Here is a 19,918-nt window from a genome sequence, read left to right on the forward strand (position 1 = left end):
CTTACGAGGGATCCTTGCCCTCCGCATTGGCGCGGGCATGCGCTTCGTTCAAGCGGGACCGATCGACAAGACGCGTCGAGCGATCTCAGGCCGCTCCCACTGTCAGCCTCACTCCGTCGGGATGCGCCCGACCGAGCAGAGGGTGCGCAGTGCCCCCGCACTGTCGGTGTAGCAGCTCGCCGACCAGCCGTTCTGCTGGATGAAGGACTTGCGGCCCTCGCGCAGGGCCGTCTGGTAGGCGCGTGCCAGAATCGGCTGCACGGTTGCCGCCGGCTCGCCGACGACGAGTTCGGCGGCGATCGTCAATTCGCGAAAGTACTCCGCGGAGGGCGAGGGATCGCCCGACGAGGCCTGCACGATGGGCTGCGCCCGGCAGGTGAGATCGAGCCGGATCCCGCTCGCCGCCCGGACATCGATGCTCGGCCCGACCCGACGCCCGGCCTTCTTCGCCCCGGTCGCCTGGGCGATGCGGGCGGCGAGCACATCGCACTCGTCAGCCTGCGCGGCGACCAGTGCGGCGGGGGACAGGAGGAACAGGGCGGCGAGAAGCGGGCGAAGCATGGCGGCAGATCGATCTCGAGGTCGCACGGTCCGGGCCGCCGCGCCCCTGCGGGCGGTCGGCGGATCGGGCCATTGCCGGCCTTCTTAGGATATCGGTTCGCCGATGGCTTGCGCTTTTCTCCGCTTCTCTTCGGCCGCACCCGCGGACCGCGTCAAACCGCGGCCGTGCCGCGTGGCCGTCTGTGGACCATTTCAGGAATTGCCATTCGGCTGAGCCGGTTGGCCTGGGGACAGTGTCTGTGGACGATTGTGGAGGATCGAGCGGGCTTGACCCCCGCCGGCCGGCAACGGAAACCTGCCCACCGCCGCGCCGGAAGATGCGTGGGTCAAGATCGGAGGAGCGAGGATGCGGACAACGCAGAGCCTGGGAGAACGGAAGCCGGCATCTCGGCGAGAGCTTCCACAGGCATCCTGGGCGACCCTCTCGCCGCTCCTGATCGCGCTCGGCCTCTCTCTCGCCGGACCGGCCGCGGCGCAGCCTCAGGGCGAGTCCGCGGCGGCGCCGTCGCGTCCTGCCCGCGCCGGCGTGCAGGCAGCGCGCCCGCCGGTCCAGCCGATCCAAGTCTGGGACGCGCGCATCGAGGGCGGCGACCTGCACGTCACCGGAAGCGTGCGCAAGAGCGGCGTGACCGTTACCCTCGACGACGATATCTCCGTCCTCTCCGACCGGCGCGGGCGCTTCGAGTTCCGGCTGCCCTATCGGCCCGCGACCTGCGTCGCGGTGATCAAGGCCGGCGAGGACGAGCGCGAGGCCGTGGTCGCCAACTGCGCGCCGGAGGGACCGGCCGGTAAGCCGGGCGAGCCGGGTCCGGCCGGGCCGCAGGGCACTGCGGGACTCCAGGGACCACCCGGTCCCACGGGTGCCGAGGGGCCGAAGGGCGACCAGGGACCGAAGGGAGAGGCCGGCCCGAAGGGAGAAGCGGGCCCGGCCGGATCTCCGGGCGTCCCGGGACCGAAGGGTGAGCAGGGGCCCAGGGGTGAGCAGGGAGCCAAGGGAGAAGCGGGTGCGAAGGGTGAGCGCGGCCCCAAGGGTGATCCGGGCCCCAAAGGTGAGGCCGCCGCGACGGTGTCAGCCCCGTTCCGTGTCGTGCGGGCGCGCGCCTGCACCGACGCGGGCTGCACGCTGACCTGCGACACGGGCGAGGTGCTGGCGTCAGCCACCTGCCAGACGGGCGGTGCGGCGGCCTTAGACGGAGAGACGAGGGCGTCCTGCCCGGCCGCCAGCGGCGGTATTGTCGGGATCTGCGCCCGGCCCTGAGCCGGGCTCAGGTCTGTCCATCGAGCCAAGCGAGCATCCCCTTCGCCGCCGCCCGGCCGCTGGCGAAGGCGGCTTGCAGCAGGTAGCCGCCCGTCGGCGCCTCCCAGTCGAGCATCTCGCCGGCTAGGAAGAGGCCGGGCCGCGCCCGCAGCATGTAGCGGTCGTCGAGTTCGGCGAAGACGACGCCACCCGCTGTCGAGATCGCTCGCGCGATCGGAGCCGGCGTCAGCAGCCGCAGGGGGGCCGCCTTGATCGCCGCCGCCAGCGCGTCCGGCTCCGTCGGCAGGGTATTGGCGTGCGCCTCGCGCAGCAGGCCGATGGCAGCGGGGCTCAGCGAGGCCGCCTTGCGCAGGCGGGTGGAGAGACTCTCTCCGGGACGTCCCCGGCTCAGGCGCACGGCGAGCGCAGCCACATCGACATCCGGGCGCAGGTCGAGGGTGAGTTCGGCGGAGCCGTCGCGCTCCACCGCCTCGCGGATCGGCCGCGAGAGCGCGTAGATCACGCCACCCTCGATGCCATCCTCCGTGGCGATGGCCTCACCGCGGGCGCTCGCGGCACCGATGCGCGCGGCAAGACGCTTGAGCGGCTCGCCCGCGAAGCGCTGCGCGAAATGCGCCGTCCACGCGACGCGGAAACCGACATTGGCCGGCCTCAGGGATGCCACAGCGACACCGTTCTCCTCCAGCAGCGGAACCCAGGCTCCGTCCGAGCCGAGCCGCGGCCAACTTGCGCCGCCAAGCGCCAGCAGCGTCGCCCGCGGCCGGACGACCTTTGGCCCCTCCGGCGTCTCGAAGCTCAGCGCGTCCTCCTCCAGGCCGACGAGCCGGTGCCGGGTGCGGATCGTGACGCCCTGCGCGCCGAGGCGGGCGAGCCAGGCGCGCAGCAGCGGCGAAGCCTTGAAGCTCTCGGGGAACACCCGGCCGCTCGATCCGACGAAGGTCTTTTGCCCCAGCCCCTCGCACCACGAGCGCAGCGCGTCCGGCGGATAGTCCGCAACGGCCGCCTTCAGGCGCGGATCGACCGGGGCGTAGCGCTCCAGAAAGTCCGGCAGCGGCTCGGAATGGGTCAGGTTGAGCCCGCCGCGCCCAGCGATGAGCAGCTTGCGGCCGACCGACGGCATGCGCTCGTAGACCGTGACGGCCTTCCCCGACTCGGCGAGCAGTTCCGCCGCCGCGAGTCCCGCCGGCCCGCCGCCGACGATCGCGAGTCCGTTCTCTCGATCCGCATCCATGATCCGCGGCAGGGCCCGGAGCGACAGCCGCTGTCAAGCGGCACGAGCCCGAAAATCGGCCATTCGCTCTCCGAGTGACGACCTGGGATGAAAAACGCGCTGCCCTTGATTCGACGCGATCTGCCCTCTAACTGCCCCCCATCGGCTGCGGGCCCCTCTGGCGGAACGCGCACCGTGCCCCTCGCGATGCCCCCGGACCTCCGGTGAGGCCATTCGTCCGCCGGTTCGGCGGCCCGTTCGGGAAGGGTTCGGCAGACGCTTCCGCGATGTCGGAGCCGATGCTCTCCCAATGTGAAGCATCCGGTCCCGCGCAATGATGATGGAATTTCTCACCCACGAGTGGCTCGGCAAGCCCGTCTGGATGTGGCTCGGTTTCCACGCCCTGGTGGCCGGCCTGCTCGCCTTCGATCTCGGCCTGCTCCACCGCGACAAGAACCACGAGATCGGCGTGAAGGAGAGCCTGCTCCTCACTGCCTTCTACTTCACTCTCGGCCTCGCCTTCGGCGGCTGGATCTGGTGGATGCTCGGGTTCGACCCGGCCCAGGAATACGTGACCGGCCTCGTGATCGAGAAGTCGCTGTCGATGGACAACGTCTTCGTGATCGCCGTGATCCTCACCTCGCTCGGCGTGCCGCGGGCGGCCCAGCACCGGGTGCTGGTCTGGGGCATCCTCGCCGCGGTGCTGCTGCGCGGCCTGATGATCGGGCTGGGTTCGGCCCTGGTCCAGCAGGCGCACTGGGTGCTCTCGGTCTTCGCCGCCTTCCTGATCTATGTCGGCATCAAGATGCTCGTCTCAAAGGAGGAGGACGAGCGGGACGTTCAGAACAGCGCCTCCATGCGTCTCCTCAAGAAGTGGGTGCGCATCACCGAGAAGCCGGAGGGGCAGCACTTCATCGTTCGTAAGCCCGACCCGAAGACCGGCAAGACCGTGCGCTGGCTGACCCCGCTCGCCGTGGCGCTGGTGCTCGTCAACATCGCGGATGTGATCTTCGCCGTCGACAGCGTGCCGGCGATCTTCGCGATCACGACCGACCCGTTCATCGTCTATACCTCGAACATCTTTGCCATCCTGGGCTTGCGCGCGCTCTACTTCGCGCTTGCCGCGATGGTGGACCGCTTCGCCTACCTGAAGACGGCGCTCGCTCTCATCCTGCTGTTCATCGGCGCCAAGATCGTGGTGGCCGACACCCTCGAACTCGTCCACCTGCCGCCGTGGGTCTCGCTCGTCGTCACCCTGGTCCTTCTCACCCTCGGCGTCGTCTACAGCCTGTGGCGCACCCGTGGCGCGGCCGAGAGAGAGGCTGGCAAGCCCGGGGCACAAGTCGCGCATCGAACCTGAGACGACCCGAGCCATCGAGGCGTGCCTTCCCGATCCGGCACGCCTCGCCGGCGGCATCGCGGAGGGTTCGTTCACGATCTTGCGCGATGCTGGGGACAGGCCGGGGAACCGGCTGCGTTCCCTGCGTTTTCGGGCCCGACCATGCGGCGTTTTCTGACCGGCGGCATCAAGGCGATCCTGGCCATCGCCGTCCTCTCCACCGCCGCCCACTGGGCGATGCGTGTCCAGCGCGAGCCCGCGACTCCGGCCCTGCCGGTCGCGGCGCTGGCCGATCCCGTCACCACCGGCTCCATCACCGCGCGGAAGTCCGAGCGTCCGATGGCGGAAGCGGCGATCATACCGGCGAGCCTCGGGGGCGGCCTCGATCAGGATCATCTCGCCAAGTTGATGGCCGGCGCCGCCTCGGAGCGGCCGAAGCTGCAGAAGGCCGTCGCAAAACGCTGAGCATCGACTCGGCGCATGATCGGGCATGAAAAAGCCGCCGACCCCGAGGTCGGCGGCCTTGTCGTGCGAGCGAGCAGGATCAGGCGGCGAGCTGGCGCGGTTCGTGCCGGCCTTCCTTCACCTCCTCGACGATCTTGGCGCAGAAGGCATCGAGATCGCCGGGATTGCGGCTGGTGATGATGCCGCTGTCGGTCACGACCTCCTTGTCCTGCCAGTGTCCGCCCGCGTTGATCACGTCCGTCTTGATCGAAGCGAACGAGGTCAGAGTGCGTCCCTTGACCGCCCCGGCCTCGATCAGCAGCCAGGGGCCGTGGCAGATCGCGGCGACGACCTTGCCGGAGGTGACGAAGCTGCGCACCACTTCGAGCGCCTTCGGCTCGAGGCGCAGCTTGTCCGGGTTGATCTGCCCGCCCGGCAGAACCAGAGCGTCGTAATCGGCCGGGTTCACGCTCTCGAGGTCGAGATCGACCGGTACGTCCTTGCCCCAATCGGTCTTGTCCCAGCCGCGGATCGTCCCTTTGGACTGGCGTGATTGCGGGCTTGCCACGGTGACCTTGGCTCCGGCCTCCTTCAGCTTGGTTTGCGGCACCGTCAGCTCGCTCTCTTCGAAGCCGTCGGTGGCGATGATGAGGATCCTGGTCTCACGGATATCGGGCATTGCGTTTGATCCGTCTGTATCGGGAATTGTCGGGCCAACGGATCGCCCTGGGCGAGGTTCCGAGGGCGGTGGCAGCGCCGCACCCGAGCGGGCGGCGAGACGAACGAGGAACGGAACCGGACCGGGAGGCAGGTGTTGGACCGCCATCTCCGAAGCCAACAATGGAGGCGGTCCATGGCCAATCCTGGCATTCCGACCCCCGAGCCCACCCCCGGCGGACAGATCCCTAGTGATCTCCCGCCGCCGCCGCAGCCCGACGATCAGCCCGATATCGGCCCGACCGGCCCTCGCACGCCCTACCCGGTCGATGATCCGAGCATCGATGAGCCGCGCGGGCCCGGCTCCGAACCGGATTATCTGCCCGGCGGTCCGACGGATCCCGGCATCCGGCTCTGATCTCTTTCAGGGCCGCGCCTTTTTAAGGCGTGGCCCTCATATGTTACATTTGTGCTACGAACCCCTGAGCCTGCAGGATTTTCCCGCTCCTTGACAGTCTGCACGCTTGTGTTGAGGCAAAGCCACCTCAACAACCTTCCCCGCCGCACGGAGATGCGGTTGGGGGATACGACATCATGCTCAAACAAGCTCTGGCCACCGCGCTCGTCGCGGCGAGCGTCGCCGCGTGCGGAAGCGTCACGCGCGGCACGACTGAGTTGATCGCTTTCACGTCCGAGCCGCCCGGCGCGGCCATCGCCACCACGACGAACCGGTTCTGCCCGGCGACGCCCTGCTCGCTCGATGTACCGCGGTCCGAAGAGTTCGACGTGACCTTCACAAAACCCGGATTTCAGCCGCAGACCGTGCCGGTGCGTACCAAGGTGGTCGGCACGGGCGCCGCAGGTTTCGCCGGCAACGTCCTGGCCGGTGGCGTCATCGGGATGGGCGTCGATGCTTATACCGGCGCGGCCATGGATCACACGCCCAACCCGGTTGCCGTCATCCTGGTGCCGGATGCCCTACCGAGCGCGGAGCGCACGCGCCGCCGCCGGAGCAAGCCGCAGGTCTGATCGAAGGTTCGATCGGACCGACACGGCAGCCGCCCGCCGATCAGGCTCGTCCTCAATGTCCGCCGTGGGAGGTCCTCACATCCCGCGGAGCGGCCAGAATCTCGCTGAGGCTCGCGGCGACGTGGCGGGCCTCCTCGTCGGTCAGGCGGAGCTGGAACGGCGGCAGCGCACCGGCCTGGAGGGCCACCACAGCCTGACCCTGCTCGTCTGTCCCGACCTCGATGGCCGAGGAGGTCACGTCGAGCATGGCGACTTCCTCGTCACCGTTCTCGTCGGGCAAGTCGACCTCGCCGTCGTCGTCGATGGCGGTGAGGAGCTGGCCGACGGCGCGCACGAGGGCGCGGGCGGCGCGGGCATCCATGACCACCGCCGTGGATTGGTCGTCCTTCTGGAACGAGAGCTGGATGTTCGCGCCTTCGAGGGAAACCGAGATGCCCGCCATGAACCGCCTGACTTGAACTTGCCTTGAGGGCGGTCCCGTAACCGCCTGGATTGACGTTCATATATGCATCGGCCCTGCGCTTTGTCACAGGGTGGCGGAGGCGGTACTCCATGCCCCGATCCGAGGTCTGGTCAGCGGCCCTGTGCGAGGCTCCGCAGCGGCGGCCTCCCATTCTGCCTTGTTAAGGCCGCATCCCCAGCCTACATGTAGGCCTGACGGGCGCGGCGGAGCGAAAGGCTTCGATTCATCCGCATAATGCTCGTCATCCCGCAAAATCGGCGGACGCTGCCACGTGCTCGCTTCGAGCGAATGCTTGCGCTTGGCGTGTGAAGAACGAAGGAACTATTCGTGGATACTGGGACTGTTAAGTGGTTCAACGAGACCAAGGGCTACGGCTTCATCCAGCCGGATAACGGCGGCAAGGACGTTTTCGTCCACATCTCCGCTGTCGAGCGCGCGGGCCTGCGCAACCTCGTCGAGGGCCAGAAGGTTTCCTACGAGGTTCTGACCGACAAGCGCAGCGGCAAGGACGCGGCCGGCAACCTGCAGGCGGTCTGATCCGTCTCGGGGCCGGACTTACGCCGGCCCGACCGCGCTGACCGACAACGAAGCGGCACCCACCGATCGAAGGCTCCGGGAACCTGTTTCCCGGGCTGCCTCACGGCGGGCGCCGCCGATAAACAAAACAACCAGAAACGACGCCGGCCACGCCAATCGGTGGCGCGGGATCCGGTGAGAAAGAAGAAAACAATGACGTTCGAGTTTCGGCGCCACGACGGCGCCATTTCGCCCGTGACCAACGCGGCGACCTTCCGGGTGGGCAGCCTGGTCGATACGCAGGCGCGCACCGCGCAGGCCGACCTCAGCCACCTCATCGACCCTTCCTACGAGTATCACTCCCCGCGCGAGCTGCGCTGGCACCTCGCCGACCGCCTCGGGATCACCCCGGGCGCCGTGCGACTGAAGGAAGCGGCCTGATCGGCCGGGCCTCGCACCCTCCGGAGCGGGGCCATCCCGGCTGTTACGCACGACCAGCGGACAGCCTCCGAAAAATTCCTCAAATCAAACCCAACGCGACCAATTCGCGCCGCAGGCTCTCGGGCATCTCGGCGACCTCCCCGGCACTGGCGCGATCGAGGTCGGCCGGCGCGTCACGAGCTTCCAGGTAGCGCCAGCCCTGGAACGGGCGGCAGGGACGCGGCGAGACCGGCCTCACCACCGGATCAAGGACGAGGCGGCAGCGATCGATCCCGTCGCTTCCCGTCACAGGCTCGATAGCGCGGATTGCCTGACGACAGGTCAACGTCCCCTTCATCACCCAGTAGATCGAGCCGCCGCCGGCGATGGCCAGCGCCCGCTTCGGGAACATGCGGGTGACGTGCGCCGTCACCGGCTCCTGGCCGAGGCGCAGGGCCTCCGCCCGGTTGTGGGCAATTCGCGCCTCCAACTCCTCGATGGAGGCGGGACCGACGCACAGCTTCAGAAGATGCAGGGCCATGACGCGGGCCCGTATAAGCCATCGGCCCGGAAAGTGGCCGACCGATTTTGTATGGACCGATGCGGCATGAAGAACCGCAGCGGTGCGTTAAGCCGCGCCATCAGGCGAAGAGCGCGATCTTCTCCTCAATGCTCAGCGTATCAAGGTCGGGAAAGGCAGCGGCGAGTTCGTCCTCCGCCACCAGCTCCACGGCTGCCACCACCAGGGGCTCGGCCACAGGCATGACCGCATCGGGCTCGTCCCGAACGGTGAGTTCGGCCGCCGGCTCGGTCTCTTCGACGATCTCGGCGTCTTGGACCGTTTCGGTGTCTTCGAATTCCGGCACGACGTCGGATGCGCTCGCGGCTACGTCCGCCTCGATCTCCACCTCCGCCGAACCTGGGTCGAGGATCACCGGGTCGGCCTCCGGATCCGGTTCGGCCGCCACGGCAGCGGCGTCCACGGCATCGATGGTCAGTGTTTTCAAAGCCGCGAGGTCGGCCGTAATTTCGTCAGCGAGGAGCATGGCGGGAGAGGCCGCCTCGGCCGGAATCCGTGCAGCCGGCTCCTCTTCGCCTATCGGCTCGGCCCGTTGGGCGCTCTCCGGAAGGAAGGCGAGATCGTCGTCGAGAACCATGGTCGGCAGCGGCGGCCGGGCGGCCCTGGTCGGCGCGGGCACCGGTCCTTCCATATCGAGGAAGCGGTCGACATCGCTCTGATCGAGAGCGGCCGCCGCCGCCTGCGCATTCTGATCGAGAGACGGCACCGCGTCGTCGGGATTGCCCCAGATCCCGATCATCGAGGCGATGCGGTTCTCGAGGTAGCGCAGGGTATGCACCACGCGGCTCGTGCGCTGCGCAGTGAGGTCCTGGAACGAGCAGGCGGTGTAGATCTGCGTGGCGTGCCGATCGAGGGCGTCGCACAGCTCTGAATCGGCTCCGGTCTCGCGCAGGGTCCAGGCCGCTTCCTGGACTTCCTCGGCAGCGCTGAGGATGTCGGAGGTCGCCCGCTCCGTGGCGCGCACGATCGCGTCGAGGGCCTCCGAAGCCACGGTGAGGCGGCTCTCGCCCTGCTCGGGCGCGGAGAGGGCAGCCACTTCGGCGCGGGTGCGGGCGATGGCGTCGGCCATCTCCATCAGGTCGCCGCGGAAGCGCCCGACATCGTCTGGCCGGTCCGTCGTAACGACGTTCTCGATGCGTCGGATCGCGTCCAGCAGCACCTCGGTGTCGGCGTTGCGGTTGCGGCGGGCATATTCGGTCAGAAACCACCGGCCCCGTTCGGTTTCTCGGACGGCATCCTCGATGGCATCGTATTGCGACGCGTCCAGCGGCGTCAGGGAACGGGAACTCGACATTACACCCCGCAAAGACTCGGGCCCCACCGCGAGGAGTGCCGCGACGATTGACGGTCGGCGCGAGATTGACAGGCGCGCTTTAACGGCGGCTTACGCTTTTCCTCGCTTCGCCCCGCAGCGCGGCGTTTTCTGCCGATTAGAGGGGCGGCCTGCTTCGCCGCGATCCCGTGACACGCATAGTCCCGACCGGTGAGCCCGATCCCGCCCGGCTCGGCCTCCTCTACGCCGTGGTCTTCGTGGAGATCGGCATCGCCATGCCGTTCATGCCCGTCTGGCTCGGCGCCCTCGGGCTCGACGCTGGGGTGATCGGCCTTCTGCTCGCCCTGCCGATCGCGACGAAGGTCGTGGCGACACGGCCCTTGATGGGGCTGATCGATCACGGTGTGCGCCCGCGCACCCTGCTCGTCATCGGCAGCCTCACCCTGGCGCTGAGCTACGCCCTGATGCCGGCGGCGGCTGCCATCGCGGCGGCACTGCTCGGCCTGCTGATCGTCGTGAATGCCGTGGCGCAAGCCCCGCTCGTGCCGAGCATCGACTACCTGACGCTCGCCGCCGCCCGCCGCTCGAAGCGGATCGACTATGCCCGCATCCGGCTGTGCGGCTCGGTCGCCTTCTTCGCCGCCAATCTCGCGGGCGGCGCGCTGCTCGGGGTGCTGGGCGACCAGGTGGCGGTGCCGCTGCTGCTCACCGGGCTCGCGCTGGCCGCGACCATCGTCGCCGCCTCCGGCCCGGAGGCCGGACCGGCCGTCGAGCGCTCCCCCGAGAAGGGGGCCTCTCCGCCCCTGCCGCGGGTGCTCCGACTCTCCATCGCCGCGGCGGCGCTGATCCAGTCAAGCCACGCGGCGATCTACGCCTTTGGCAGCCTCGACTGGGCGCGCCACGGCGTCTCGGCTCCGTGGATCGGCACGCTCTGGGCGGTCGGCGTCGCGGCCGAGATCGCGCTGTTCGCCGTCGTCGGCCGCCTTCCCGCCCGCTGGCGCAGCCCGTTCCGCCTGCTCGGCCTCGGCGCGGGCGCCGCCCTGGTGCGGGCCCTCGGCCTCAGCCTCGCGGACGGCGACCTCGCCCTCCTCCTGCCGCTCCAGATGCTGCACGGCCTCAGCTTCGGCGCGACCCATCTCGGCGTGATGGCGGCCGTCTCCGGCTTCGCACCGGAGGGCGCGCGGGGCCGGGCACAGGGGACGGTGGGTGCCTCGACTGCCCTCGTCTCAGCGCTGGCGACGCTGGCCTGCGGCGCGGTCTACCGCTCGTTCGGCGGGCCTTCGACCTTCCTGATGATGGCGCCGCTGGCGCTCGCCGGCCTCGTCCTCGTGGCACTGGCGCAACGCATCCATGATCCCCGCCGATTTGGCGGCGGCTCCCCCCATAAGGTATAGGCAGCGCTTCCAACACGAACCCGAAATCGGGATTCCAAAGGGAACGTCCCTCTGGCGGGGATCGGGGCAGCGCCCCGGGAGGCGACTCCGGTCGGCCGCGACGTCGAACCCGACCGATCGGATTCGACGCATCTTGGTAAGGATTTCGTTTCAAGACTTTTGGAGCGGAAGCGGGAGCGACGCGTGCGGATCGCAGACGGCTCAGGCATCTTGGAGACCGCGGGCGCCGAGCTCGACGCCGGCAGCGGCCGCGTGATGCTGCACGGGCGCTGGACGGCTGACCAGGGTCCGGCGGTGGAGAGCGCCTCGGCGCGCATTGCGGCGCAGGGTCGATCCCAGCCGGTGCTGGTCGATCTGAGCGGGTTGGTGCGCCTCGACACCCTCGGCGCATGGGTCCTGGAGCGGACCCGTGCCGAGGTCGAGGCGGCGGGCGGGCGCCTCGCCTATGCCGGCGCGCGGCCGGAGCACCGCATCCTCCTCGGCGAGATGGGCCTGCGCGAGCCCGAGCCGGCGCCGCAGGATACCCGCAACCCGGCTCTGCGCTTCCTCGACGCCACCGGTCGGCGCGTCGCGCGCGGCGGCAACGAGATCCTGGCCGGCATCGCCTTCCTCGGCGAGGTGGTCGCCGCCGGCGGCCGCGTCGCGCGCCGGCCGCAGACCTTCCGCATGGCGGCGCTGGTCAACCAGCTCGAACAGGTCGCCCTGCGCGGCGTGCCGATCATCGTGCTGATCTCGTTCCTCGTCGGCGGCATCGTCGCGCAGCAGGGCATCTTCCAGCTCCAGCGCTTCGGTGCACAGAGCTTCGTCGTGAACCTGATCGGCCTGCTGATCCTGCGCGAACTCGGGGTGCTCCTCACCTCGATCATGGTGGCGGGCCGTTCCGGCTCGGCGTTTACCGCCGAGATCGGCTCGATGCGGATGCGCGAGGAGGTCGATGCCCTGCGGGTGATGGGGCTCGATCCGATCGAGATCCTGATCCTGCCGCGCATCCTCGCCCTGGTGATCGGCCTGCCGATCCTGGCCTTCCTCGGCTCGCTCGCCGCGCTCGCCGGCGGCGGTCTCACCGCCGCGCTCTATGGCGGCATGACCGTCGATGCCTTCCTGGCGCGGCTCCAGGCGGCGGTGTCGTTCCACCACTTCGCGGTCGGGCTCATCAAGGCGCCGTTCATGGCTCTGACGATCGGCATCATCGCGACGATCGAGGGATTTGCGGTTGAGGGCTCGGCGGAGTCACTTGGGCGCCACGTCACCGCCTCAGTCGTCAAGTCAATTTTCATGGTGATCGTGCTGGACGGCCTGTTCGCGGTCTTCTTCGCCGCGATCGATTTCTAGCATCATGCGGGCAGACGACATCCGGACCGACATCTTGGCCACCCCTCATCTTCCTGTCGCAGAGCAAGACGCTGCCCCGAGCGACGCGATTATTCGCGTGCGCGACCTCGTGGTCGGCTTCGGCCACCGCACCGTGATGAAGGGGCTCGACCTCGACATCCGTCGCGGCGAGATTTTGGGATTCGTCGGTCCGTCGGGACAGGGCAAGTCGGTGCTGACGCGGACCATCCTCGGCCTCGTGCCGAAACGCTCCGGCACCATCGAGATCTTCGGCGAGGACGTGGACGGCCTCACCGTCGCCCGGCGGCGCCAATTGGAGCAGCGCTGGGGCGTGCTGTTCCAGCAGGGCGCACTGTTTTCGGGGCTCACCGTCAAGCAGAACATCCAGATGCCGATGCGCGAGCATCTCAAGCTCTCCGAGCGGCTGCTCGACGAGTTCGCCCGCCTCAAGATCGAGATGGTCGGTCTCAAGCCGGACGCCGCCGACAAATACCCGTCCGAACTCTCCGGCGGCATGATCAAGCGCGCGGCGCTCGCCCGCTCGCTCGCGCTCGATCCGGAGATCCTGTTCCTCGACGAGCCGACCTCGGGCCTTGATCCGATCGGCGCGGGCGAGTTCGACGACCTTGTCTCGACCCTGAAGAAGACGCTGGGGCTCACCGTCTTCATGGTGACGCACGATCTCGACAGCCTCTACACCGCCTGCGACCGTATCGCGGCGCTGGGGGATGGCCGGATCATCGCGCAGGGCACCATCGAAGAGATGCTGGCGAGCGACCACCCCTGGCTGCGCTCCTACTTCCACGGCAAGCGCGCCCGCGCCATCGCGACGCCGAGCCAAGCCGCGCAGCCAGGCTACGCCCATGCGTAAAGCTGCGGCGATCGCCCACGGTGCGGTTGCGCACCGCTACGCCCCCTCGGATCGGGATTAGAGCTGAGCCGATGGAGACTCGCGCAAACTACGTGCTGATCGGCGCCTTCACCATCGGCGTCGTCCTGGCCGCCTTCGGGTTCGTGTTCTGGCTCCAAGGCGGCTCCCGCGGCCAGGCGACCCAGGCGCTCCGCATCGTCTTCTCCGGCTCGGTCGGTGGGCTCGCCAAGGGCTCGACCGTGTCGTTCAACGGCATCAAGGTCGGCGAGGCGCTCGACGTGCGTCTGCTGCCGCAGGACCCGCGCCGCGTCGTCGCCGTGGTGCAGGTCGACCTCTCGACCCCTCTGCGGGCCGACACCCGCGCACGGCTCGATTCCGCGATGCTGACCGGCGTCTCGCAGATCGCGCTCTCCGGCGGCAGCGCCGACGCGCCGGCCCTCACGCCGGGCTCGGGCGACAAGATGCCGACGATCTTCGCGGATTCGAGCGACATCCAAGACATGATGGCGGCGGCCAAGCAGATCGCGCAGCGCGCCGACGACGTGCTCCAGCGCCTCGACAAGGTGGTGGCGGGCAACGAGGGCGCGATCAACCGCACGCTCGCCAATGTCGAGTCCTTCTCGAAGACGCTGGCCGAGGCCGGCCCATCGATCGCCGGCCTCGTGAAGGCGGTGGACGGACAGCGCCTCAACCGGGTGATCGAGAACGCCGACACCTTCTCGACCGCGCTCGCCAATGCCAGTCCCGACATCGAGGCCGGACTTCACGACGCCCGCGCGCTCGCAGCCAAGCTCAGCGCCTCCGCCGACCGGATCGACGGTGTCCTGAAGGGGGCCGAGGGCTTCCTCGGCTCGGCCTCGGGCCAGCAGGGGGCAGGCACCTTCACCGAGATCCGCGAGGCGGCGATCTCCGTGCGCGAGGCGGGCAAGGCCTTCCGCGCGCTCTCGGAGAACCTCGACAAGCGCACCGCCAATATCTCGACGAGCTTCAACCGCCTGTCGGGCACCAGCCGGCGCGAGGTCGAGGCGCTGTCGACCGACGGACAGCGCACCCTCAACACCCTCAGCCGGGCGGCCCGGAGCCTGGAGCGCGACCCGTCGCAGGTCATCTTCGGCGGCAAGCCGTCGTTGCCGGAATACAACGGTGGCCGCTGAGCGGCCCCGTTTCCGGAGAATGTGTCGGCACGCACCGCGCAGCTTGAGCGTTGCCGTATGCTCCCGCGTGCTAGAGGGGAGGTCAGTCTCCCCGATAGCGAACGGACGGTGCCCGAGCGTATGACGCGTCTTCCTCTCTCGCCTGCTCTTCCCGGTCGCCTCCTGGCCGGCCGCTTCCTGCGGGCGGGCGCGCTTCTCGCGCCGCTCGCACTCCTCGGTGGCTGCGGCGGCGGCACGCCGCTCACCTTCGACCTCGCCGCTCTGCCGGGTCAGGCCCGCGCCGGGGGCGCGGCGCGCTCGATCGTCGTGTCCGAGCCCGTCGGCCTGCAGCCGATGGAGGCCGACCGCATCATCGTGCGCGAGCCCGGCGGCTCCCTCTCCTTCCTCGGCGGCGGCCAGTGGGCCGACCGCCTGCCTCGCCTGATCCAGACGCGAGTGATCCAGAGCCTGGAGAATACCGGCCGGCTGCGCTCGGTCTCGCGGCCCGGCGACAAGGTGCCGTCGGACTACCAGCTCGTCAGCGAGATCCGCGAGTTCGACATCAATTCCGGCACCGGCGAGGCGGTGGTGGACCTCTCGGCCAAGCTGATCGCCGAAGGCAGCGGCCGGGTCGTCAACGCCCGCGTCTTCACCGCCCGGGTCCCGGTGCCGAAGGTCGATCCCCAGAGCGCCGCCGCCGGCCTCGACGCGGCTCTGAGCCAAGTCCTCGGCGACCTCGTGCGTTGGGTGAATAGCGGCCGATAGAGCCCGCGGCTTTCCCGGTGAAGGGTCAGCCGCGCGGGTTCGGAGAGACTGCCCCGCTTACCCTGGCTCGCGATCAGGCGTCCAAGGCGGCCAGCGCAGGCCCGCGCAGGGAGAGCGGCACAGCGATCAGCTCGCCGTGGCGCGGCTCCGGACGGTTATAGACCGCCGGACAGCCCTGAAGGTCGCAGACCACCCCGCCTGCCTCGCGGACGATGAGGTCGGCGCCGGCCAGATCCCAGTCCCGCGCGTCCCTGGAGACGAGGCCGAGGTCGATCCGGCCCTCGGCCACCCGTGCGAGCCGCAGGGCCAGCGACGGCACCCGATCGATCACCGTGACCGAGGGGCGCGGTCCGAGCCGTGCCGCGCCGTCGAGCAGGCGATCCTGGAACGGCTTCGGGCCGGTGACGCGGGCGCCCTCCAGCCTGTCCTGCGACGTGACGCGGATGGGCGTCCCGTTGAGGGTCGCCCCCTCGCCCGCCACGGCCTCGTAGAATTGATCCGTCGCGGGCGCGAAGACGCCGCCGATCACCGGCTCGCCCCGCGACAACAGGGCCACCGCGATCGACCAGTCCGGATGCCCGGACAGGAAGGCGCGGGTGCCGTCGATCGGATCGACGATCCAGACGAGGTCGTGGCCGAGCCGTACGGGATCGTCGCTGGTCTCCTCCGAGAGCCAGGCCGCCCGCGGCTCGATCTGCGACAGGCGGACCTTGAGGAAAGCGTCCACGGCGACATCGGCCTCGGTGACCGGCGAGCCGCCGGCCTTCGACCAGACCCGCGCGCTCGTGTGCGCACCGGTTCGGAAGGAGGGCAGCGCGAGCGCGGCGGCCTCCCGCATCGCTTCGTGCAGCACGGGCCGCAGCGCCGCGAAAGAGGATGTCGTCTGGGTCATGGATCCGGTCGGAGCCGTTCGTGCGAGGCCGGCCTCATGCCGATTGAACGGCGCCGACGCCTCTTCGTTCTAGGGCATCGATCGGAAAAATGGCCATCGGTTTCGCAAAACGCAGCCATGCGCCGCAGGACGAAGGCCTCGGCAGCCGATCCCGGCGCCGCCACTGACACCTCCACTGCCATGTCCGAACGGTTACCGACATTTGCACCAATCCCGGCAAGGGTCCGTTGAGCATCCGGCAGACTTCGGCTCGATCCACGAACGCTTAACGCTCACTCTTAAGGCGCCTTGGGGGAGACGACCGGCACTGTGCTTGTCAGATCAGCGGATCCGACAGAGACCGCGGCGAGGGATAGGGCATCGAACCGATGATGACTTTCGAGAGCGCGAATCTGAACTGTCGGCCCGGTTGCGATGACGAGGCGAGCGCACACAGCATCGAGGCCCCGGTGACGCCGCTGCCGCTCCTGGGTGCGATCCAGGGCAGTGCAAAGCCTGCCGGCGTGGCTCTGGCCTTCGCCGACGCCGCGGCCGACGCCTGCGGCGAGGACCGTTTCGCCCTGCTCCTCATCGATGGCGAGGGCGAGGTGGCGATGCGGCTCGGGCCGTTTCCCGAGGAGGATGTCGTGGCCGTTTGGCGCGACATCTCGACCAAGGGCGGTCTCGCCCGGATGCTCCTGCGCGAGGACGGAGACATCGTCCCGGTCTCGAAGCAGCTCGGCCCGGTCGTGCTCGGCAAAGGCCGCCAGCGCCGCCGTCACGCCGCCCTCAGCGGACGGCGCCCGCGCTTCCTCGTGCGGCGCAAGACCGCCCGCCTCCCGGCCCGGCCCTGCATTCACCGGGGCGAGAGCGAGATCATCTCGCGCGGCTGAGACAAGTCTCAGCCGTTGTCGAGCGGCCTGTCCGGCGCGCGGTCGGCCGGAGAGCCATCGTAGCCCTCGAGCCAGCCCGTGCGCTCGGGCGAGTTTAGCGGATAGGGGCAGGCGTCGCGCGGACGTCCCCGGGCCCGGGCGCGGGCACCCTCGGCGATGGTATCGTCGGGCTGTCGGTGCGGATCTTTCTCACTCATGCGACCGGATATGGCGCAGGGGTCTGTCCCCGCTACGGCCGGATCAGCGCAAACCCTGCCACAGCGCATCGGCGGCGAGTCCCGCGAACAGGATGAGACCGGCGTCGCGGTTCGAACGGAACAGTGCCAGGGCGCGCACGCCGTCGCGCTCGGAGAGCCGCATCACTTGGCCGGCGAGGTGAGCGGCGAATAGCGCGAGCCCGAGCCAGCCCAACGGGCCGGCCCCTGGACCGATCAGCGCCGGCAAGAACAGCGAAACGGTGCCGACGTAGCAGACCCCGACCGCGAGCCGCAGCCGCGCTCCGAACAGCCGGGCCGAGGAGTGGATGCCGACGATCTCGTCATCCTCGATGTCCTGCACCGCGTAGATCGTATCGTAGCCGACGATCCAACAGATCGTGCCCGCGTAGAGCCAAAGGGCCGGCGGGTCGAGACGGCCGAACACGGCGACCCAACCCATCAGCGCGCCCCAGCCGAAGGCGAGGCCGAGCACCGCCTGGGGCATCGGCATCAGCCGCTTCATGAACGGGTAGATCGCCACCGGCGCCAGCGAGAGCATGCCGACCAAGATCGCGGCCGAATTGAATTGCAGCAGCACCGCCAGCCCGACCAGCGCCTGCGCCACGAGGAAGGCGGCGGCCTGTTTCGTTGTCACCTGTCCCGACGGCAGCGGGCGCGAGCGGGTGCGCTCGACCTGCGCGTCGAGCTTCCGGTCGGCGATGTCGTTGTAGGTCGATCCGGCACCGCGCATCGCCACTGCGCCGATCAGGAACAACACGAGGTGGCCGGAATGGGGACCGGGATTCCCGGCGGCGGTCGCGGCGAGCGCCGCCGACCACCAACACGGCAGCAGCAGCAGCCACCAGCCGATCGGCCGCTCGATCCTGGCGAGCCGCAGATAGGGCCGCGCCCCGGCCGGCGCGAGCCGATCGGCCCAATGGCCGGCGACCGCGTCGGCGACGCGGCCGGAGCCGGGCTCGGACGGAGAGGGCAACGGTGACGCGACGCTGAAGACTTACAGCGCACCCTGCGGCATGCGGAAGGCGCCCGACAGGCCGGGACCGCCGAGCAGGCCGCCACCGCCGCCGTTCTGCGCCTGGGTCTTGGCCTGGGCTTCCATCTTCGAGGCCTGGGCAGCGATGCCGCAGACCTTGGTGCGGATCGCCGCGACCTTGTTGTGGTCGGCCTTGAAGCCCTCCGAGAACGAATCGGGGATCGAGCACCACTCCTTATTGGCGGTGATCCACTTGATGCCGGTGGTCCCGTTGGCCTGGAGCTGGCCGAACAGCGAGCAGGCCTCCTGCGGCGTCATCTTCTTCTTGGAATTCGAGGCGGCGTTGGCCTTGGCCACGAGATTCTTGCGCTCGATCAGCGTCTTCTGGATCGAGCTGCAATCGGTGCCCGCCTGCTTGGGCACGGACTGGGCGGGGGCGGCCGGGGCCATGGGCGCGGGAATGCTCATCGGCGCGGCGGCCGAGGGCGCGGGCTCGGCCGGCGTCTCCATCGACGGCAATGGCATTCCTCCCATGCCCCCCATGCCCTGAGCCAGTGCCGGCCCGGCCAGCAGGACAAGGCCGACTAGAGCGGCGGCGGTCTTCGTCGGTGCAGTCATCCTGGCAGACATTCGGCCCGGTCCTTCTCCCCGCATGCCGCGACGGGTGTGCCCCCGATCCCGCAGCGCCCATCCGGCCCGAATCCCTGGCGGCTCGCGCCCTGGGCCCGGCAGAGGGGCTTGAAGTGTTTCGATGCGGAAGTCTTCTGCGCACGGGATTGTGGCGCCAATGGTGCGTTCCGCCGCCCGAAGGCCATGGGCGTGGGAAACGCTTTGAAACGTTCGGAGCGTGCCTTTTTTGCACCAGTGATCGTCGTGTACGCCGCCGATTGACAGGCTGGGGCCGTCACGCGACGAGACCGGCCTGGCTGCGAGAGACCATGGCTGCTTACGACTTCACCGCTCCACGCCTCTTCGTCGAAGCGGATCTGGCGGAGGGGCGAGTCCTGCCGCTGGAACGGGCGCAGGCGAATTACCTGCTCACCGTCCTGCGCCGCGCGGAGGGCGAGCCCGTCCTGCTGTTCAATGGGCGCGACGGGGAGTGGCGCGCCGAGATCGTGCCGCAGGGCCGCAAGAGCGCGGACCTGCGCATCGTGGCTCAGACCCGGCCGCAACCGGCCCCGTCCAACCTGCACTACCTGTTCGCCCCCCTGAAGACGGGCCGGCTCGACTACATGGCGCAGAAGGCGGTCGAGATGGGCGCGGGACGCCTCCAGCCGGTCTTCACCCGCTTCACCCAAGGGGAACGGATCAAGCTCGACCGTCTCCAGGCCAACACGATCGAGGCAGCCGAGCAGTGCGGCATTCTTTCCGTGCCCGAAATCGGCGAGCCGACTCGCCTGCCTGCCTGCCTCGACGCGCTGGAAGCCGAGCGCCTGCTCGTGTTCTGCGATGAGGACGCGCCCGTCACCGATCCGGTGGCGGCCCTGCGCGGCGCGGCCGATCCGGCCAGTCCGCCGCCGCTCGCGGTGCTGGTCGGTCCGGAGGGCGGATTCCACGAGGAGGAGCGCGCCCTGATCGCCGCCCGACCCAACACCGTCGCTCTGTCGCTCGGGCCGCGCATCCTGCGGGCGGACACCGCGGCAGTGGCGGTGCTGGCGCTGGTGCAGGCGGTGCTCGGCGACGCGCGGTGAACCGGCCCGATTCGAGGATGTCCTAAG

Annotated in this window: 24 protein-coding genes; 14 read left to right on the plus strand and 10 right to left on the minus strand. The window is 69.4% G+C overall.

Annotated elements, in window-relative coordinates:
- Positions 1 to 108 precede the first annotated feature (108 nt).
- Positions 109 to 561 (minus strand): hypothetical protein, encoded by a 453-nt coding sequence (locus FHU13_RS17305; protein ID WP_183437106.1) that lies wholly within the window; start codon positions 559 to 561, stop codon positions 109 to 111.
- Between the two features lie 346 nt (positions 562 to 907).
- Between FHU13_RS17305 and FHU13_RS17310 the strand changes: the two genes are divergently transcribed.
- Entirely contained in the window at positions 908 to 1,819 is a 912-nt protein-coding gene (locus FHU13_RS17310; protein ID WP_183437107.1) for a collagen-like protein, read from the plus strand.
- Positions 1,820 to 1,826: 7 nt separating this feature from the next.
- Here the strand turns inward: FHU13_RS17310 and FHU13_RS17315 are convergent, their stop codons facing one another.
- Positions 1,827 to 3,050 carry a TIGR03862 family flavoprotein gene (locus FHU13_RS17315; RefSeq protein WP_183437108.1) on the minus strand — a complete coding sequence of 408 codons (1,224 nt, stop codon included), beginning with the start codon at positions 3,048 to 3,050 and terminating at the stop codon, positions 1,827 to 1,829.
- A gap of 313 nt (positions 3,051 to 3,363) precedes the next feature.
- On the opposite strand from FHU13_RS17315, the gene FHU13_RS17320 reads away from it, so the two are divergent.
- Entirely contained in the window at positions 3,364 to 4,389 is a 1,026-nt protein-coding gene (locus FHU13_RS17320) for a TerC family protein (RefSeq protein WP_183437109.1), read from the plus strand.
- A 141-nt stretch (positions 4,390 to 4,530) separates the two neighbouring features.
- The gene (locus tag FHU13_RS17325) at positions 4,531 to 4,833 is read left to right on the plus strand and encodes a hypothetical protein (RefSeq protein ID WP_183437110.1); all 303 of its coding nucleotides are present in this window, start codon (positions 4,531 to 4,533) and stop codon (positions 4,831 to 4,833) included.
- Between the two features lie 79 nt (positions 4,834 to 4,912).
- Here FHU13_RS17325 and FHU13_RS17330 read toward each other — a convergent pair whose 3' ends face one another.
- Positions 4,913 to 5,491: a type 1 glutamine amidotransferase domain-containing protein gene (locus FHU13_RS17330; RefSeq protein WP_183437111.1), complete on the minus strand. Its 579-nt coding sequence runs from the start codon at positions 5,489 to 5,491 to the stop codon at positions 4,913 to 4,915.
- A 174-nt stretch (positions 5,492 to 5,665) separates the two neighbouring features.
- Here FHU13_RS17330 and FHU13_RS17335 point away from each other — a divergent pair, with 174 nt between their 5' ends.
- Positions 5,666 to 5,887 carry a hypothetical protein gene (locus FHU13_RS17335; protein ID WP_183437112.1) on the plus strand — a complete coding sequence of 74 codons (222 nt, stop codon included), beginning with the start codon at positions 5,666 to 5,668 and terminating at the stop codon, positions 5,885 to 5,887.
- 176 nt (positions 5,888 to 6,063) lie between these two features.
- Complete coding sequence (locus tag FHU13_RS17340) at positions 6,064 to 6,498, plus strand: translation initiation factor 2 (protein WP_183437113.1); 435 nt, start codon at positions 6,064 to 6,066, stop codon at positions 6,496 to 6,498.
- Between the two features lie 52 nt (positions 6,499 to 6,550).
- On the opposite strand, the gene FHU13_RS17345 is transcribed toward FHU13_RS17340, so the two are convergent.
- Complete coding sequence (locus tag FHU13_RS17345; protein ID WP_108938852.1) at positions 6,551 to 6,940, minus strand: hypothetical protein; 390 nt, start codon at positions 6,938 to 6,940, stop codon at positions 6,551 to 6,553.
- Between the two features lie 348 nt (positions 6,941 to 7,288).
- Here FHU13_RS17345 and FHU13_RS17350 point away from each other — a divergent pair, with 348 nt between their 5' ends.
- Both FHU13_RS17350 and FHU13_RS17355 read left to right on the plus strand, forming a co-directional pair.
- Positions 7,289 to 7,498 carry a cold-shock protein gene (locus FHU13_RS17350; protein ID WP_009866236.1) on the plus strand — a complete coding sequence of 70 codons (210 nt, stop codon included), beginning with the start codon at positions 7,289 to 7,291 and terminating at the stop codon, positions 7,496 to 7,498.
- A gap of 192 nt (positions 7,499 to 7,690) precedes the next feature.
- Positions 7,691 to 7,918: an AsnC family transcriptional regulator gene (locus FHU13_RS17355; protein ID WP_183437114.1), complete on the plus strand. Its 228-nt coding sequence runs from the start codon at positions 7,691 to 7,693 to the stop codon at positions 7,916 to 7,918.
- Positions 7,919 to 7,997: 79 nt separating this feature from the next.
- Here FHU13_RS17355 and FHU13_RS17360 read toward each other — a convergent pair whose 3' ends face one another.
- Positions 7,998 to 8,438: a DUF1489 family protein gene (locus tag FHU13_RS17360; protein WP_183437115.1), complete on the minus strand. Its 441-nt coding sequence runs from the start codon at positions 8,436 to 8,438 to the stop codon at positions 7,998 to 8,000.
- A gap of 100 nt (positions 8,439 to 8,538) precedes the next feature.
- Positions 8,539 to 9,771 (minus strand): hypothetical protein, encoded by a 1,233-nt coding sequence (locus tag FHU13_RS17365; RefSeq protein ID WP_183437116.1) that lies wholly within the window; start codon positions 9,769 to 9,771, stop codon positions 8,539 to 8,541.
- A gap of 167 nt (positions 9,772 to 9,938) precedes the next feature.
- Here FHU13_RS17365 and FHU13_RS17370 point away from each other — a divergent pair, with 167 nt between their 5' ends.
- The 5 genes from FHU13_RS17370 to FHU13_RS17390 all read left to right on the plus strand — a co-directional run bounded on the left by FHU13_RS17370 (position 9,939) and on the right by FHU13_RS17390 (position 15,245).
- A complete protein-coding gene (locus FHU13_RS17370; RefSeq protein ID WP_183437117.1) occupies positions 9,939 to 11,144 on the plus strand; it encodes an MFS transporter in 1,206 nt (401 codons plus the stop codon).
- A gap of 183 nt (positions 11,145 to 11,327) precedes the next feature.
- A complete protein-coding gene (locus FHU13_RS17375; RefSeq protein ID WP_183437118.1) occupies positions 11,328 to 12,476 on the plus strand; it encodes an MlaE family lipid ABC transporter permease subunit in 1,149 nt (382 codons plus the stop codon).
- A gap of 34 nt (positions 12,477 to 12,510) precedes the next feature.
- A complete protein-coding gene (locus FHU13_RS17380; protein WP_183437228.1) occupies positions 12,511 to 13,347 on the plus strand; it encodes an ABC transporter ATP-binding protein in 837 nt (278 codons plus the stop codon).
- Between the two features lie 71 nt (positions 13,348 to 13,418).
- Positions 13,419 to 14,501 carry an MlaD family protein gene (locus FHU13_RS17385; protein WP_183437119.1) on the plus strand — a complete coding sequence of 361 codons (1,083 nt, stop codon included), beginning with the start codon at positions 13,419 to 13,421 and terminating at the stop codon, positions 14,499 to 14,501.
- A gap of 120 nt (positions 14,502 to 14,621) precedes the next feature.
- Positions 14,622 to 15,245 carry an ABC-type transport auxiliary lipoprotein family protein gene (locus FHU13_RS17390; RefSeq protein WP_183437120.1) on the plus strand — a complete coding sequence of 208 codons (624 nt, stop codon included), beginning with the start codon at positions 14,622 to 14,624 and terminating at the stop codon, positions 15,243 to 15,245.
- Positions 15,246 to 15,318: 73 nt separating this feature from the next.
- Here FHU13_RS17390 and FHU13_RS17395 read toward each other — a convergent pair whose 3' ends face one another.
- Positions 15,319 to 16,137: an inositol monophosphatase family protein gene (locus FHU13_RS17395; protein WP_183437121.1), complete on the minus strand. Its 819-nt coding sequence runs from the start codon at positions 16,135 to 16,137 to the stop codon at positions 15,319 to 15,321.
- A 368-nt stretch (positions 16,138 to 16,505) separates the two neighbouring features.
- On the opposite strand from FHU13_RS17395, the gene FHU13_RS17400 reads away from it, so the two are divergent.
- The gene (locus tag FHU13_RS17400; RefSeq protein ID WP_183437122.1) at positions 16,506 to 17,009 is read left to right on the plus strand and encodes a DUF6101 family protein; all 504 of its coding nucleotides are present in this window, start codon (positions 16,506 to 16,508) and stop codon (positions 17,007 to 17,009) included.
- An 8-nt stretch (positions 17,010 to 17,017) separates the two neighbouring features.
- Here the strand turns inward: FHU13_RS17400 and FHU13_RS17405 are convergent, their stop codons facing one another.
- Genes FHU13_RS17405 through FHU13_RS17415 form a run of 3 tightly spaced genes read right to left on the minus strand, consistent with a single transcriptional unit; the run spans position 17,018 to position 18,650 of the window.
- The gene (locus FHU13_RS17405; protein ID WP_183437123.1) at positions 17,018 to 17,206 is read right to left on the minus strand and encodes an Rmf/CrpP family protein; all 189 of its coding nucleotides are present in this window, start codon (positions 17,204 to 17,206) and stop codon (positions 17,018 to 17,020) included.
- Between the two features lie 43 nt (positions 17,207 to 17,249).
- Entirely contained in the window at positions 17,250 to 18,200 is a 951-nt protein-coding gene (ubiA, locus tag FHU13_RS17410; protein WP_183437124.1) for a 4-hydroxybenzoate octaprenyltransferase, read from the minus strand.
- A gap of 21 nt (positions 18,201 to 18,221) precedes the next feature.
- Positions 18,222 to 18,650: a hypothetical protein gene (locus tag FHU13_RS17415; RefSeq protein ID WP_246714728.1), complete on the minus strand. Its 429-nt coding sequence runs from the start codon at positions 18,648 to 18,650 to the stop codon at positions 18,222 to 18,224.
- A 488-nt stretch (positions 18,651 to 19,138) separates the two neighbouring features.
- Between FHU13_RS17415 and FHU13_RS17420 the strand changes: the two genes are divergently transcribed.
- Positions 19,139 to 19,891 carry a 16S rRNA (uracil(1498)-N(3))-methyltransferase gene (locus tag FHU13_RS17420; protein WP_183437126.1) on the plus strand — a complete coding sequence of 251 codons (753 nt, stop codon included), beginning with the start codon at positions 19,139 to 19,141 and terminating at the stop codon, positions 19,889 to 19,891.
- The last annotated feature ends 27 nt before the right edge of the window (positions 19,892 to 19,918 follow it).

It is taken from the genome of Methylobacterium sp. R2-1 (genome assembly GCF_014191355.1).
Classification (GTDB): Bacteria; Pseudomonadota; Alphaproteobacteria; order Rhizobiales; family Beijerinckiaceae; genus Methylobacterium.

Coding starts and splice junctions, on each gene's coding strand:
- FHU13_RS17415 (WP_246714728.1), bottom strand. CDS start 18,650: ATGGCCCCGGCCGCCCCCGCCCAGTCCGTGCCCAAGCAGGCGGGCACC.
- FHU13_RS17315 (WP_183437108.1), bottom strand. CDS start 3,050: ATGGATGCGGATCGAGAGAACGGACTCGCGATCGTCGGCGGCGGGCCG.
- FHU13_RS17395 (WP_183437121.1), bottom strand. CDS start 16,137: ATGACCCAGACGACATCCTCTTTCGCGGCGCTGCGGCCCGTGCTGCAC.
- FHU13_RS17305 (WP_183437106.1), bottom strand. CDS start 561: ATGCTTCGCCCGCTTCTCGCCGCCCTGTTCCTCCTGTCCCCCGCCGCA.
- FHU13_RS17325 (WP_183437110.1), top strand. CDS start 4,531: ATGCGGCGTTTTCTGACCGGCGGCATCAAGGCGATCCTGGCCATCGCC.
- FHU13_RS17330 (WP_183437111.1), bottom strand. CDS start 5,491: ATGCCCGATATCCGTGAGACCAGGATCCTCATCATCGCCACCGACGGC.
- FHU13_RS17390 (WP_183437120.1), top strand. CDS start 14,622: ATGACGCGTCTTCCTCTCTCGCCTGCTCTTCCCGGTCGCCTCCTGGCC.
- FHU13_RS17340 (WP_183437113.1), top strand. CDS start 6,064: ATGCTCAAACAAGCTCTGGCCACCGCGCTCGTCGCGGCGAGCGTCGCC.
- FHU13_RS17400 (WP_183437122.1), top strand. CDS start 16,506: ATGATGACTTTCGAGAGCGCGAATCTGAACTGTCGGCCCGGTTGCGAT.
- FHU13_RS17420 (WP_183437126.1), top strand. CDS start 19,139: ATGGCTGCTTACGACTTCACCGCTCCACGCCTCTTCGTCGAAGCGGAT.
- FHU13_RS17355 (WP_183437114.1), top strand. CDS start 7,691: ATGACGTTCGAGTTTCGGCGCCACGACGGCGCCATTTCGCCCGTGACC.
- FHU13_RS17335 (WP_183437112.1), top strand. CDS start 5,666: ATGGCCAATCCTGGCATTCCGACCCCCGAGCCCACCCCCGGCGGACAG.
- FHU13_RS17365 (WP_183437116.1), bottom strand. CDS start 9,771: ATGTCGAGTTCCCGTTCCCTGACGCCGCTGGACGCGTCGCAATACGAT.
- FHU13_RS17360 (WP_183437115.1), bottom strand. CDS start 8,438: ATGGCCCTGCATCTTCTGAAGCTGTGCGTCGGTCCCGCCTCCATCGAG.
- FHU13_RS17320 (WP_183437109.1), top strand. CDS start 3,364: ATGATGATGGAATTTCTCACCCACGAGTGGCTCGGCAAGCCCGTCTGG.
- FHU13_RS17345 (WP_108938852.1), bottom strand. CDS start 6,940: ATGGCGGGCATCTCGGTTTCCCTCGAAGGCGCGAACATCCAGCTCTCG.
- FHU13_RS17310 (WP_183437107.1), top strand. CDS start 908: ATGCGGACAACGCAGAGCCTGGGAGAACGGAAGCCGGCATCTCGGCGA.
- FHU13_RS17405 (WP_183437123.1), bottom strand. CDS start 17,206: ATGAGTGAGAAAGATCCGCACCGACAGCCCGACGATACCATCGCCGAG.
- FHU13_RS17385 (WP_183437119.1), top strand. CDS start 13,419: ATGGAGACTCGCGCAAACTACGTGCTGATCGGCGCCTTCACCATCGGC.